General features: G+C 71.8%; 11 protein-coding genes. 2 read left to right on the top strand and 9 right to left on the bottom strand.

What is annotated here, in order from left to right; all coding sequences use genetic code 11:
• Positions 1-75: 75 nt before the first annotated feature.
• The 9 genes from IEZ10_RS26490 to uvrA all read right to left on the bottom strand — a co-directional run bounded on the left by IEZ10_RS26490 (position 76) and on the right by uvrA (position 11,535).
• On the bottom strand, positions 76-1,269 hold the full coding sequence (locus IEZ10_RS26490) for a phosphoglycerate kinase (RefSeq protein ID WP_189249215.1): 1,194 nt from the start codon (positions 1,267-1,269) through the stop codon (positions 76-78).
• Positions 1,269-2,273 (bottom strand): type I glyceraldehyde-3-phosphate dehydrogenase, encoded by a 1,005-nt coding sequence (gene gap, locus IEZ10_RS26495; protein WP_189249216.1) that lies wholly within the window; start codon positions 2,271-2,273, stop codon positions 1,269-1,271. The genes IEZ10_RS26490 and gap overlap by 1 nt, the downstream gene beginning before the upstream one ends.
• 167 nt (positions 2,274-2,440) lie before the next feature.
• Positions 2,441-3,424 (bottom strand): DNA-binding protein WhiA, encoded by a 984-nt coding sequence (whiA, locus tag IEZ10_RS26500; protein WP_179827915.1) that lies wholly within the window; start codon positions 3,422-3,424, stop codon positions 2,441-2,443.
• A 90-nt stretch (positions 3,425-3,514) separates the two neighbouring features.
• On the bottom strand, positions 3,515-4,450 hold the full coding sequence (locus IEZ10_RS26505) for a gluconeogenesis factor YvcK family protein (RefSeq protein WP_189249217.1): 936 nt from the start codon (positions 4,448-4,450) through the stop codon (positions 3,515-3,517).
• Positions 4,447-5,421 (bottom strand): RNase adapter RapZ, encoded by a 975-nt coding sequence (gene rapZ / locus IEZ10_RS26510; RefSeq protein ID WP_189249218.1) that lies wholly within the window; start codon positions 5,419-5,421, stop codon positions 4,447-4,449. Before rapZ ends, IEZ10_RS26505 begins: the two co-directional genes overlap by 4 nt.
• Positions 5,418-7,391, bottom strand: a complete 1,974-nt coding sequence (gene uvrC / locus IEZ10_RS26515) for an excinuclease ABC subunit UvrC (protein WP_189249219.1) — start codon at positions 7,389-7,391, stop codon at positions 5,418-5,420. Before uvrC ends, rapZ begins: the two co-directional genes overlap by 4 nt.
• Positions 7,392-7,497: 106 nt before the next feature.
• A complete protein-coding gene (locus tag IEZ10_RS26520; protein WP_189249220.1) occupies positions 7,498-7,941 on the bottom strand; it encodes a Rieske (2Fe-2S) protein in 444 nt (147 codons plus the stop codon).
• Positions 7,942-8,063: 122 nt separating this feature from the next.
• Complete coding sequence (locus tag IEZ10_RS26525) at positions 8,064-8,468, bottom strand: Rieske (2Fe-2S) protein (RefSeq protein WP_229811662.1); 405 nt, start codon at positions 8,466-8,468, stop codon at positions 8,064-8,066.
• Between the two features lie 226 nt (positions 8,469-8,694).
• Positions 8,695-11,535 (bottom strand): excinuclease ABC subunit UvrA, encoded by a 2,841-nt coding sequence (uvrA, locus tag IEZ10_RS26530; protein WP_189249222.1) that lies wholly within the window; start codon positions 11,533-11,535, stop codon positions 8,695-8,697.
• Positions 11,536-11,756: 221 nt separating this feature from the next.
• Between uvrA and IEZ10_RS26535 the strand changes: the two genes are divergently transcribed.
• The gene (locus IEZ10_RS26535) at positions 11,757-12,584 is read left to right on the top strand and encodes a maleylpyruvate isomerase family mycothiol-dependent enzyme (protein ID WP_189249223.1); all 828 of its coding nucleotides are present in this window, start codon (positions 11,757-11,759) and stop codon (positions 12,582-12,584) included.
• A gap of 74 nt (positions 12,585-12,658) precedes the next feature.
• Entirely contained in the window at positions 12,659-13,300 is a 642-nt protein-coding gene (locus IEZ10_RS26540; protein WP_189249224.1) for an MBL fold metallo-hydrolase, read from the top strand.
• The last annotated feature ends 58 nt before the right edge of the window (positions 13,301-13,358 follow it).

The following is a 13,358-nucleotide window of genomic DNA, read 5'->3' on the forward strand; positions in this document are numbered from 1 at the left end:
TCCGCGGAGCGCTTCTCACATGCCTGGCGTCGGAAGCGGGCGCGCCGGGACGGCGCGCCCGCTCACCGCGTCGGTTCACTCCCCGGCCTCCAGGGCGACGAGCCCGGGCAGGGTCTTGCCCTCAAGGTATTCGAGGCTGGCCCCACCGCCGGTGGAGATGTGCGAGAACCCGTCCTCGGGGAGTCCGAGCCTGCGCACGGCCGCGGCCGAGTCTCCACCGCCGACGACGGTGAACGCCTCCGAGGCGACCAACGCCTCGGCGACCGCGCGAGTTCCCCCGGAGAACGCCTCGAACTCGAAGACGCCCATCGGGCCGTTCCAGAACACCGTCCGCGCGTCGGCCAGCTTCTCCGCGAACAGCTCGCGGGTGCGCGGGCCGATGTCGAGGCCCTGGCGGTCGGCCGGGATCGCGGTGGCGTCGACCACCTCGTACTCGGCGTCCTCGGCGAAGTCGACGGCCGCCAGCACGTCGACCGGCAGGACGAGCTCCACGCCGCGCTTGGCCGCCTCGTCGAGGAAGCCGCGCACGGTGTCGAGCTGGTCCTCCTGGAGCAGCGACTTCCCCACCTCGCGGCCCTGGGCGGCCAGGAAGGTGTAGGCCATGCCGCCGCCGATGAGGAGCCGGTCGACCTTCGTCAGGAGGTTGCCGATCACGCCGAGCTTGTCGGAGACCTTCGCGCCGCCGAGGACCACGACGTACGGCCGGGCCGGCTCCTCGGTCAGCTTCCGCAGGACCTCGACCTCGGCCAGCACGAGCCGGCCCGCCGCGTGCGGCAGCAGCTTCGGCACGTCGTAGACGCTGGCGTGCTTGCGGTGCACCGCGCCGAAGCCGTCGCCGACGTAGAGGTCGGCGAAGGCCGCGAGCCTCTCGGCGAACGCGGCGCGCTCGGCGTCGTCCTTGGACTCCTCGCCCCGCTCGAACCGCAGGTTCTCCAGCAGCGCCACCTGGCCCTCGCCGAGGCCCTCGACGACGGACCGGGCCGACTCGCCCACCACGTCGGTGGCGAAGGCGACGTCGGCGCCCAGCAGCTCACCGAGGCGCCGGGCCACCGGCGCCAGGGAGTACTTCGGGTTCGGCTCCCCCTTGGGCCGGCCGAGGTGGGCGCAGACCACCACCCGGGCGCCCTTGTCGGTGAGCTCCCGGATCGTCGGGACGGAGGCGCGGATGCGGCCGTCGTCGGTGATGACGTCCCCGTCCAGGGGGACGTTGAGGTCGGCGCGCACCAGGACGCGCCGGCCCTTCACGTCGAATGCGGAGAGGTCCTTCATCAGAGGGCTCGGCCGACCTTCTCGACGAGGTCGACGAGACGGTTGGAGTAGCCCCACTCGTTGTCGTACCAGCCGACGACCTTGACCTGGTTGCCGATCACCTTGGTCAGGCCGGCGTCGAAGATGCACGACGCCGGGTCGGTGACGATGTCGCTGGAGACGATCGGGTCCTCGGTGTAGGTCAGGTAGCCCTTGAGCGGGCCGTCCGCGGCGGCCTTGAGGGCGGCGTTGACCTCCTCGACGGTGGTCTCACGGCCGACCTCGACGGTCAGGTCGGTGGCCGAGCCGGTGGGCACCGGCACGCGCAGCGCGTAGCCGTCGAGCTTGCCCTTCAGCTCGGGCAGCACCAGGCCGATGGCCTTGGCGGCGCCGGTGGAGGTCGGCACGACGTTCAGCGCGGCGGCGCGGGCGCGGCGCAGGTCCTTGTGCGGGCCGTCCTGCAGGTTCTGGTCCTGCGTGTAGGCGTGGATGGTGGTCATCAGACCCTTCTCGATACCGAAGGTGTCGTTGATGACCTTGGCCATCGGGGCCAGGCAGTTGGTCGTGCAGGAGGCGTTGGAGATGATCGTGTGCTTGGCCGGGTCGTAGATGTCGTCGTTGACGCCCATCACGACCGTGACGTCCTCGTTCTTGGCCGGAGCCGAGATGATGACCTTCTTGGCGCCGTTGTCGGCGTGCACCCGGGCCTTGTTGGCGTCGGTGAACAGGCCGGTGGACTCGACGACGACGTCCACGCCCAGGTCGCCCCAGGGGAGCTTGGCCGGGTCGCGCTCGGCGAAGACCTTGATGGCCTTGCCGTCCACGATGATCTCGTCGGCGGTGCTCTTCACCTCGTACGGCAGGCGGCCGAGGATGCTGTCGTACTTGAGCAGGTGGGCGAGCGTGGCGTTGTCGGTCAGGTCGTTGACCGCAACGATCTCGATGTCCTTGCCGCTGGCAGCGACCGCACGCCAGAAGTTGCGGCCGATGCGGCCGAATCCGTTGACGCCTACGCGGATGCTCACGGTACCGGTCTCCTCGTACGTCGGTGCGCCGGCCCGGTGGACCGACGGCTTGTGGCGGGCTGAAAACCTCACCACGAACCCTATAGGACCCAAATTGGTTTAGACCACTGGTGGGGTGGGGTGTGTTCGGCACACCCGGTGACCTGCCGCGACGCCCCCGGCGACGCTCAGGGCGCGAGCATGTCGACGGTGAGGTTGGCCTCGGTGTTGGGGATGCCGATGTCCTGGGCGCGCTTGTCGGCCATGGCGAGCAGGCGGCGGATGCGCCCGGCGATGGCGTCCTTGGTCAGCGGCGGGTCGGCGAGCTGGCCCAGCTCCTCCAGGGACGCCTGCTTGTGCTCCACCCGCAGCCGCCCGGCCACCACCAGGTGCTCCGGGGCCTCCTCACCGAGGATCTCCAGGGCCCGCTGGACCCGGGCGCCGGCCGCGACCGCGGCGCGGGCCGAGCGGCGCAGGTTGGCGTCGTCGAAGTTGGCCAGGCGGTTGGCCGTCGCCCGCACCTCGCGGCGCATCCGGCGGTCCTCCCACAGCAGCACGCTGTCGTGGGCGCCCAGCCGGGTCAGCAGGGCGCTGATCGCGTCGCCGTCGCGGACCACCACCCGGTCGACGCCGCGCACCTCGCGCGCCTTGGCGTGGATCTTCAACCGGCGGGCGGAGCCGACCAGCGCGAGCGCCGCCTCCGGCCCGGGGCAGGTGACCTCCAGCGACATGGAGCGGCCCGGCTCGGTGAGGGAGCCGTGCGCCAGGAACGCCCCGCGCCAGGCGGCCTCGGCGTCGCACGTCGCCCCCGCCACCACCTGCCGGGGCAGGCCGCGGACCGGGCGGCCGTGGTTGTCGATCAAGCCGGTCTGGCGGGCCAGCGCCTCACCGTCGCGGTACACCCGCACCACGTAGCGGGCGCCCTTGCGCAGTCCCGCGGGGGCGAGGACGAGCACCTCGGCCCGGTGCCCGAACACCTCGGCGATGTCCTTGATGAGCCGCCGCGCCGTGACGTTGGTGTCCAGCTCGGCCTCGATCACGATCCGCCCGCCGACCAGGTGCAGGCCGCTCGCGAAGCGAAGGAGCGTCGACACCTCGGCCTTGCGGCAGCACGGCTTCAGGACCGGTAGCCGGCTCAGCTCGTCCTTCACCACTCCTGTCATCGCCGCCATATCGTTCGTCCTCCCCCATCAGACCTCGTGCGGCCCGGAACAACCGGGCACACAGAAGTTTCTCGCACTCACGGGCACCGCTGACCAGGATCAACGCTTCCCACGGAAAATCTCGTCCAGGACGGAGGCAAGACGTTGCGCATCGTGCCGCGGGGAGCCGTCGGGGGACGCGACGTCCGCCAGCACCAGCCGTCCGCCGAGCCCGGCCGCGGCCTTCTCCAGCTCCTCGCGGTCGTCGGCCACCCCGGCGTCGGCGAGCACCACGTCGGTCTCCAGGGCCGGAGCGTGCTGGCGGAGCACCTCCAGGTGCTTCTGGGGGGAGAACCCGTCGGTCTCGCCGGGCTGCGGGGCGAGGTTCAGCGTGACCAGGCGGCGCGCCCGGGTGGTGTGCAGCGCCTCGGCCAGCTCGGGCACCTTCAGGTGGGGCAGCACACTGGTGAACCACGACCCGGGGCCGAAGACCACCCAGTCGGCGTCCAGGACCGCCTGGACCGCCTCGGGACTGGCCGGAGGGTCGGCCGGGACCAGCGAGACGGCCCGGACCCGGCCGGGGGTGAGGGCGCAGGCCACCTGCCCGCGCACGGTGCTCACCACGCCGTCCAGCTCGACCTCCGCGACGATGTCGAGCGGCACCGACGACATCGGCAGCACCCGGCCGTGCGCGCCGAGCAGCCGCCCGACCCAGTCGAGGCCGGCGACCGTGTCGCCGAGCCGCTCCCACAGCGCCACGATCAGCAGGTTGCCGAGCGCGTGCCCGTGCAGCTCGCCCTCACTGCGGAAACGGTGCTGGACGACCTCGCTCCAGGTACGGCCCCACTCGTCGTCGCCGCACAGGGCGGCCAGCGCCATCCGCAGGTCGCCCGGGGGCAGCACGCCCAGTTCGCGGCGGAGCCGCCCGCTCGACCCGCCGTCGTCGGCCACCGTGACCACGGCAGTGAGCCCGGAGGTGACCCGGCGCAGCGCCGACAGCGAGGCGTACAGCCCGTGGCCGCCGCCCAGCGCGACGACCTTGAGATCCTCGATCACTCCCGGCCCACATCCCGGTGGCTCACCTGAACGTCCAGGCCGCCGCGGTCACGCAGCCGCGCCCCGATCTGCTCGGCCAGGGCGACGCTGCGGTGCTTGCCGCCGGTGCAGCCCACCGCGAGCGTGGCGTAGCTCTTGCCCTCGCGGGCGTAGCCGGCCGCGATGATGCCGACCACCTCCTCGTAGGCGTCGAGCAGCTCCTTGGCGCCCGGCTGGCCGAGGACGTAGTCGCGCACCGCCGGGTCCAGGCCGTTCATCGGGCGCAGCTCGGGCACCCAGTGCGGGTTGGGCAGGAACCGGCAGTCGACGACCAGGTCGGCGTCGACCGGCAGGCCGTACTTGTAGCCGAAGGAGACGACGTTGACCCGCAGGCCCGGACGGTCCTCGCCGCCGAAGAAGGCGACGATCTTGCCGCGCAGCTCGTGGACGTTGAGGTTGGAGGTGTCGATGACCAGGTCGGCGTTGGCCCGCACCTCCCGCAGGATGCCCCGCTCGCGGGCGATCCCGTCGACCAGCCGGCCGTCCCCCTGCAGGGGGTGCGGGCGGCGGACGTTCTCGAACCTGCGCACCAGCTCCTCGTCGCTGGCCTCCAGGAACACCACCCGTACGGCGACGCCCCGCCCGTCGAGCTCCCCGATCGCGGCGTTGAGGTCGGTGGTGAAGGCCAGACTGCGCACGTCGACCACGGCCGCCACCTTGTCGGCGGCCAGCTTGACCCGGCCGGCCTCCTCCGCCATGGCGAACAGCAGACCGGGCGGCAGGTTGTCGATGACGAACCAGCCCAGGTCCTCCAGGGCCTTGGCGGCGGTGCTCCGCCCCGCCCCGGACATGCCGGTGACGATGACGAACGCGGTCTGACCGCCGTCGGCCCGCCGCCGGTCCGGCCGTCCGCCGGTCGCGCCCGGCGCCTCACCCGCGCCGCGGTGGCCGCCCGCGGTCGGCTCGTCGTTCGGGGCCTGTTCCTCGCTCATGAGCTCTCATCCTTCAACGCCGACACGATCGTCTCGGCCGTGGCGGGGCCGATCCCGGGGACCTCGCAGATCTGGGCGGCGGTCGCCTCCCGCAGCCGCTTCACCGATCCGAAGTGCTTGATCAGGGCCTGCCTGCGGGCAGGCCCGAGCCCCGGCACCCCGTCCAGGGCGCTTTCCCTGACGCTCCTGGACCGCTTGGAACGATGGTAGGTGATGGCGAAGCGGTGGGCCTCGTCGCGCACCCGCTGCAGCAGGTAAAGGGCCTCGCTCGCCCGGGGGAGGATCACCGGCAGCTCCTCGTCCGGGAGCCAGACCTCCTCCAGCCGTTTGGCCAGGCCGCAGACCGCCACGTCGTCCACGCCCAGCTCGTCCAGCGCGCGCCGGGCGGCGGCGGCCTGGGCCGGGCCGCCGTCCACGACGACGAGGTTGGGCGGGTAGGCGAACTTGCGCGGCCTGCCGGTCTCGGGGTCGATGCCCGGCTCGCCGCCCGCCCCGGGATCGATCCCCGGCTCGGCGCCCGCCTCGGAATCGGCGCCCATCTCGACGTCGAGCTCCCCGGTGGCCGAGCGCTCCTCGAGGTACCGCTTGAACCGCCGCGAGATCACCTCGTGGATCGAGGCGACGTCTCCCCCGGTGGTGCGGACGGAGAACCTGCGGTATTCACTCTTGCGGGCCAGGCCGTCCTCGAAGACCACCATGGAGGCCACCACGTCCGTGCCCTGCATGTGGGAGACGTCGTAGCACTCGATGCGCAGCGGCGCCTGGTCGAGGCCGAGGGCGTCGGCGACCTCCTGCAGCGCCCTGCTGCGCGACGTCAGGTCGCTGGCCCGCTTGAGCTTGTGCTGCCGGAGCGCCTCCGCCGCGTTGCGCTCGACGGTCGTCAGCAGGTCCTTCTTGTCGCCGCGCTGCGGGACGCGGATCTCCACCCGGCCCCCGCGGTGCTCGCCGAGCAGCTCGGCGATCGCGTCGGCGTCCGACGGCAGAACCGGCACCAGCACCTCCCGGGGGACCGCCTCGGCGGCCGCCTCGCCGTAGATCTGCAGCAGGAACCGCTCGACCAGCTCACCGGGACCGGTCTCCTCGACCTTGTCCACCACCCAGCCGCGCTGACCCCTGATACGGCCGCCGCGGACGTAGAAGACCTGGACGGCCGCCTCCAGCGGGTCCTCGGCCAGCGCGACCACGTCGCAGTCGGTGTTGTCGCCCAGCACGACGGCCTGCTTCTCCATGGCCCGCCGCAGGGCCTGGATGTCGTCGCGCAGCCGGGCGGCCCGCTCGTACTCCTGCTCGGCGGCGGCCCGGGCCATCTCGCGCTCCAGCCGTCTGACGAACCGGCCGGTGTTGCCCGCCATGAAGTCGCAGAAGTCCTCGGCCAGGGTCCGGTGGTCCTCGGGGCTGATCCGGCCCACGCAGGGCGCCGAGCACTTGTCGATGTAACCCAGCAGGCAGGGCCGGCCGACCTGCCCGGCCCGCCGGAACACCCCCGTCGAGCAGCTCCGGATCGGGAACACCCGCAGCAGCAGGTCCACCGTCTCCCGGATCGCCCAGGCGTGGGAGTAGGGGCCGAAGTAGCGGGTGCCCTTGCGCTTGGCCCCCCGCAGGACCTGCACGCGGGGGAACTCCTCCCCCATGGTGACCGCGAGGTAGGGGTAGGACTTGTCGTCGCGGTACTTGACGTTGAACCGCGGGTCGTACTCCTTGATCCAGGAGTATTCGAGCTGGAGCGCCTCCACCTCGGTGCCGACGACCGTCCAGTCGACGCCGGCGGCCGTGGTGAGCATGGTCTGGGTGCGCGGGTGCAGCCCGGCGAAGTCGGCGAAGTAGGAGTTCAGCCGCTGGCGGAGGTTCTTGGCCTTGCCGACGTAGATCACCCGGTCGTCGGGGTCCCTGAACCGGTAGACGCCGGGGGACTCGGGGATCGACCCCGGACTCGGCCGGAAGCTCGCCGGACCGCCTGCAGATCTCGCCACACCAAGAGCCTATCGGCCCGCGCCGACAGGTTTCCTTCCCGCGAGCCCTCCCGGGCCGGGACTCCCGACGCCCGGCCCGGAAGTCCCGGTTGAGACCCTCGGGGGCTCAGCCGAGGACGATGGAGCCGCCCTCGACCTTTATCTCCTTGGCCTCCAGGGGCCGCGTGGCCGGACCCAGGGTCACTGCCCCGTCGGCGATGGCGAACTTGCTGCCGTGGCACGGGCAGTTGATCGTGCCGTCGGAGACGCTCTGCACCTGGCACCCCCGATGGGTGCAGACGGAGCTGAACGCCTTGAAATCCCCGGCCGCGGGCTGGGTGACCACGACCTTGCGGTCCGGGAAGACGGCGCCGCCGCCCACGGGGATGTCGGCGGTCTTGGCCAGCGCCCCCTGCCCCTGCTGCGCGCCGGTGCCGGCGGACCCGCCGGCCGTCTGATCACCGGTCACGGTGGCCGTCTGGTCGCCGCCCTCGCCGCAGGCGGTCAGCACCGCCGCCACGCCGGCGCCTCCGGCTCCCAGCAGCACCGCACGGCGTGTCGCGTCCGTCATCGTCACTCTCCCCAGATCGTCGTCAGGTGCGAACTCCCCGATGTGGATCAGCATGCCGTACCCGGTGTCAAAAATCTGTGAAGCTTCAACTTCTGCCGCGCTCCATACCGGGACGCGGCGGATCAGACGAGGACGATGCCACTGCCCTCGACCTTCAGCGGGAACTCGGCGAGGGGGGCCTCCGCCGGGCCCCGGAGAAGCTTGCCGGAGTCGGCGGCGAACTGGCTGCCGTGGCAGGGACAGTTGATCTTGCCGTCCGCGACGCCGCCGACCGCGCAGCCCCGGTGCGGGCAGCTGGCGCTGAACGCCTTGAACACCCCGGAGGAGGGCTGGGTGATCAGGATCTTCCACTGGGAGATGACGAGGCCGCCGCCCACGGGGACGTCGGAGGTCTGCGCGACCACCTTCCCCTTGACGCCGGGCGGCACGATCGCCGGGCCGGGATCCTCCGCGGCGCATCCGGCGAGCGCCGCCCCGCAGGCCACGGCGGCGGCGGTGGCGCCGATGACGTGCCTGCGCGTGGGCATGGCGGAACCTTCACTGCTGCTCATTGTTGCGGCCCTTCCTCGTCTTCCCCGTGCCGGAGGCGGCGACCCGTGTCAGGGGGCGGTCCTCGCCACCGGCTCACACCATCGGCCCGTGCCGCCGATCCGTGCCGCCGGCCACGACCGCCGGTCCGCGCACGCGGGCCGCGCCGGGACCGGACTGCCGCACCAAGGGTATTGGCGCCGCAGCCCGGTCCCGCATCCGGCCTCAGGTGCCGAGGATCTTGCGCAGGAAGCGGCCGGTGTGGCTGTCGTCCACCAGCGCGACCTCCTCGGGGGTGCCGGTGGCGACCACGGTGCCACCCCGCGAGCCGCCCTCGGGGCCCATGTCGATCACCCAGTCGGCGGTCTTGATGACGTCGAGGTTGTGCTCGATGACGATGACCGTGTTGCCGCCGTCGACGAGCTTGCCGAGCACGCCCAGCAGCCGCCGGATGTCCTCGAAGTGCAGACCGGTGGTCGGCTCGTCCAGCACGTAGACCGTCCGTCCGGTGGAGCGGCGCTGCAGCTCCGAGGCGAGCTTCACGCGCTGCGCCTCTCCCCCGGACAGGGTCGTGGCCGGCTGGCCGAGCCGGACGTAGCCCAGGCCGACGTCGTTGAGCGTCTTGAGGTACCGCTTGATCGAGGGGATGGAGTCGAAGAACTCCAGCGCCTCCTCGATGGGCATGTCGAGCACCTCGGAGATGGTCTTGCCCTTGTAGTGGACCTCCAGGGTCTCCCGGTTGTACCGCGCGCCGTGGCAGACCTCGCACGGCACGTAGACGTCCGGCAGGAAGTTCATCTCGATCTTGATGGTGCCGTCGCCCGAGCACGCCTCGCAGCGGCCGCCCTTGACGTTGAAGCTGAACCGGCCCTTCTGGTATCCCCGGATCTTCGCCTCGGTGGTCTGCGCGAACAGGTCGCGCACCTTGTCGAAGACACCGGTGTAGGTCGCCGGGTTGGACCGCGGGGTGCGGCCGATGGGCGACTGGTCGACGTGCACCACCTTGTCGACGAGGTCCATCCCGTTGATCCGCGAGTGACGGCCGGGGACGGTGCGCGCGCCGTTGAGCTCCTTGGCCAGGGCGTTGTAGAGGATGTCGTTGACCATCGTCGACTTGCCGGAGCCGGAGACGCCGGTGACGGCGGTGAACACGCCCAGCGGGAACTCCACGTCCACGCCCTTGAGGTTGTGCTCGCGGGCGCCCTTCACGGTGAGCTGGCGCTTCCTGTCGCGCTTGCGGCGCGCCGCCGGGACCGTGATGGTCTTGCGGCCGGACAGGTAGGCACCGGTCAGCGACCCCTCGCTGGCCAGCAGCTCCGGCACCGGACCGGAGACGACGACCTGGCCGCCGTGCTCGCCGGCGCCGGGGCCGATGTCCACCACCCAGTCCGCGGCGGCGATGGTGTCCTCGTCGTGCTCGACCACGATGAGGGTGTTGCCCATGTCCCGGAGCCGGATCAGGGTCTCCAGCAGCCGCTGGTTGTCGCGCTGGTGCAGCCCGATGGACGGCTCGTCCAGCACGTACAGCACGCCGACCAGGCCGGAGCCGATCTGGGTGGCCAGGCGGATGCGCTGTGCCTCGCCGCCGGCGAGGGTGCCGGCCGCGCGGTCCATGGTGAGGTAGTCGAGGCCCACGTCGAGCAGGAAGCCCATCCGGGCGTTGATCTCCTTGACCACCCGCTCGGCGATCTGCATGTCGCGCTCGGACAGCTCCAGGCCGGCCAGGAACGCCGCGCAGTCGGCGATCGACATGGCCGACACCTCGGCGATCGAGCGGCCGTTCACCGTGACGGCCAGCGAGACGGGCTTGAGCCGGGCGCCCTTGCACGCGGGGCACGGGATCTCCCGCATGTAGCCCTCGAACTTCTCCCGCATGCCGTCGCTCTCGGCCTCGGCGTGGCGGCGCTGCACCCAGGAGATCGCGCCCTCGAAGGTGGTGTAGTAGGAGCGCTCGCGGCCGTAGCGGTTGCGGTAGCGGACGTGGACCTGCTCGTCGTGGCCGTGCAGCAGCGCCTTCTGCGCCTTGCGCGGGAGCCGCTCCCAGGGGGTGTCGAGCTTGAAGCCCATCGCCAGGCCGAGCGCCTCCACCAGGCGGACGAAGTAGTCGCTGGTGTGCCCGCCGGCCCAGGGTGAGATCGCGCCCTCGGCCAGGGTCTTCTCCGGGTCGGGCACGACGAGGTCGGGGTCGACCTCCATCCGCACCCCGAGGCCGGTGCACTCCGGGCAGGCGCCGAAGGGCGAGTTGAAGGAGAACGAGCGGGGCTCCAGCTCCTCGAACGACAGGTCGTCGTAGGGGCAGTAGAGGTGCTCGGAGTAGAAGCGCTCGCGGTTCGGGTCGTCCTCGGGGAGGTCGACGAACTCCAGCGTGATGGTGCCGCCCGACAGCTGCAGGGCCGTCTCGACCGAGCCGGTGAGGCGGCTGCGGGCGCTCTCCTTCACCGCGAGCCGGTCGACGATCACCTCGATGTCGTGCTTCTCCTGCTTCTTCAGCGTCGGCGGCTCGTCCAGCCGGACGACCGTGCCGTCGACCCTGGCCCGGGCGAAGCCCTTGGCCTGGAGCTGGCTGAACAGCTCGGCGTACTCGCCCTTGCGGCCGCGGACGACCGGGGCCAGCACCTGGAAACGGGTGCCCTCGGGCAGCTCCATCACCCGGTCGACGATCTGCTCGGGGCTCTGCCTGGCGATGGGGCGCCCGCAGCTCGGGCAGTGCGGCTTGCCCACCCGCGCCCACAGCAGCCGCAGGTAGTCGTAGACCTCGGTGATGGTGCCGACCGTCGAGCGGGGGTTGCGGCTCGTCGACTTCTGGTCGATCGACACCGCGGGCGACAGGCCCTCGATGAAGTCGACGTCGGGCTTGTCCATCTGCCCGAGGAACTGGCGGGCGTAGGCCGACAGCGATTCGACATAGCGACGCTGACCCTCGGCGAAGATGGTGTCGAAGGCCAGACTGGACTTGCCCGAGCCGGACAGTCCGGTGAAGACGATCAGAGAGTCTCGCGGCAGGTCCAGCGAGACGTCCTTGAGGTTGTGTTCACGTGCGCCACGCACGATGAGGCGGTCAGCCACAGTAGTCCCGACGTCGATGTGGAAGGTTGAGAAGCGGTCGCGGGAAGACTAGCGACGGGGTCCGACAATTTCGCGGAGCGTCGTGCGGGGGATCAGGTCTCCCGTCCGCTTCAAGGTTACGGCCTTGCGCGCGTGCCGCGGGGCCGCCTGATGTTCAACCACGAAGACACGATCGTTTATGCCCTGGCCCGGCGGCCCGCCCAGGTGATGGAGTGTGGGGCATGAACGTCATAGACAGGCTCCTGGCCGAGCTGGACGGCTCCATGGGGCGGCTGCTCTCCACCGTCGCCGGGCTGTCCGACGACGACGTCGCGGAGCCCTCCCGCCTGCCCGGCTGGAGCCGGGGACACGTGCTCGCCCACATATCGCGCAACGCCGACAGCCACGTCAACCTGCTGACCTGGGCCAGGACCGGCGTCGAGACGCCGCAGTACCCCGACGCCGAGACGCGTGAGGCCGGGATCCGGGCGGGGGCGGCGCGGCCCGTCAAGGAGCAGCTGGCCGACCTGGAGGACAGCGCCGCACGGCTGTCGGGGGCCGTGCGGGCCATGCCCGCCGACGGGTGGCGGGCGACGGTCGGCGGCATGCGCGGACCCGGCCACCCCGCCTGGTACGTCCTCGTCCGGCGGCTGCGGGAGGTCGAGATCCACCACGTGGACCTGGGCGCCGGCTACCGGTGCGCCGACTGGCCGGAGACATTCGTCCGCCGGGAGCTGTACGACGCGATGGTGTCGTGGCCGCACGGGCACGGCACGGTCAGCGAGATCGTGGTGGAGGAGGTCAAGGACGGCGACAAGCACCGCCAGGTCTGGCGGGGGCTGGGCCCGGGGCCGGTCGTCCAGGGCGACGCCTGGAGCCTGCTGGGATGGTTGACCGGGCGCGCCTCGGGAACGGGCCTCAGGATAATGCCGGAGGGGACCGCGGGGAACCGGCCCGCCTCGGTGGACGTCGGGCCGCTGCCCGCGCCGCCACCCTGGCTGACCCTGCCCGCGCCCCCGAACCTGCCCGACACCCCGCCCGAGGAGTACCCGCCGACGGCCCCCTCCTGAAAGACGGGGCGCGGAGGCGCGCCGGGTTTCCTCCCGGCCCCGAAGGACCGGGTTTCCCACCCTGGAGGTAACTGATGACCTATACCGGTGACGTGCGGGTCGGCGGTCCCGCCGACGTCCGCGAGCTGAGCGCCCTGACGATCTCCAAACTGGCCGTCGGGCCGTACGACAACAACGCGTACCTGGTGCGTTGCAACGAGACCGGCGACGGCGTGCTCATCGACGCCGCCGCGGACGCCGACCGGCTGCTGGCGCTCATCGGCGACCAGCCGATCAGCAAGATCGTGACCACCCACCGGCATCACGACCACTGGCAGGCGCTGGAGCGGGTGGCCGGCGTGACGGGGGCGGCGGTGGTCGCCCACCCGCTCGACGCGCCGGAGCTGCCGGTGCCGGTGGACCAGGAGGTGGAGCACGGCGACGGCGTCACCGTCGGCGTGGTGTCCCTGGAGGTGATCCATCTGCGCGGCCACACGCCCGGCTCGATCGCGCTGCACCACCCCGGGCACCTGTTCACCGGTGACTCGCTGTTCCCCGGCGGCGTCGGCAACACCGAGAAGGACCCGAAGCGGTTCGAGCAGCTCTTCACGGACGTGTCGGAGCGGATCTTCAACCGGCTGCCCGACGACACCTGGGTCTACCCGGGCCACGGCAAGGACACCACGCTGGGCGCCGAGCGCCCGTCCCTGCCGGAGTGGCGGGCCCGCGGCTGGTGAGCCTCCGGCGGCTCCGGGCGCCGTACGGCCGGCGCCCGGAGCCGCCGCGCGGGACGGC

Origin of the sequence: Streptosporangium pseudovulgare (genome assembly GCF_014648055.1) — a bacterium.
GTDB classification, from domain to species: domain Bacteria; phylum Actinomycetota; class Actinomycetes; order Streptosporangiales; family Streptosporangiaceae; genus Streptosporangium; species Streptosporangium pseudovulgare.

What these genes read in the sequence shown, in the direction of transcription:
- whiA (WP_179827915.1), bottom strand. Translation starts at nt 3,424, where the DNA reads ATGGCGGCGATGACAGGAGTGGTGAAGGACGAGCTGAGCCGGCTACCG.
- IEZ10_RS26520 (WP_189249220.1), bottom strand. Translation starts at nt 7,941, where the DNA reads ATGACGGACGCGACACGCCGTGCGGTGCTGCTGGGAGCCGGAGGCGCC.
- rapZ (WP_189249218.1), bottom strand. Translation starts at nt 5,421, where the DNA reads ATGAGCGAGGAACAGGCCCCGAACGACGAGCCGACCGCGGGCGGCCAC.
- IEZ10_RS26490 (WP_189249215.1), bottom strand. Translation starts at nt 1,269, where the DNA reads ATGAAGGACCTCTCCGCATTCGACGTGAAGGGCCGGCGCGTCCTGGTG.
- IEZ10_RS26540 (WP_189249224.1), top strand. Translation starts at nt 12,659, where the DNA reads ATGACCTATACCGGTGACGTGCGGGTCGGCGGTCCCGCCGACGTCCGC.
- IEZ10_RS26535 (WP_189249223.1), top strand. Translation starts at nt 11,757, where the DNA reads ATGAACGTCATAGACAGGCTCCTGGCCGAGCTGGACGGCTCCATGGGG.
- IEZ10_RS26525 (WP_229811662.1), bottom strand. Translation starts at nt 8,468, where the DNA reads ATGCCCACGCGCAGGCACGTCATCGGCGCCACCGCCGCCGCCGTGGCC.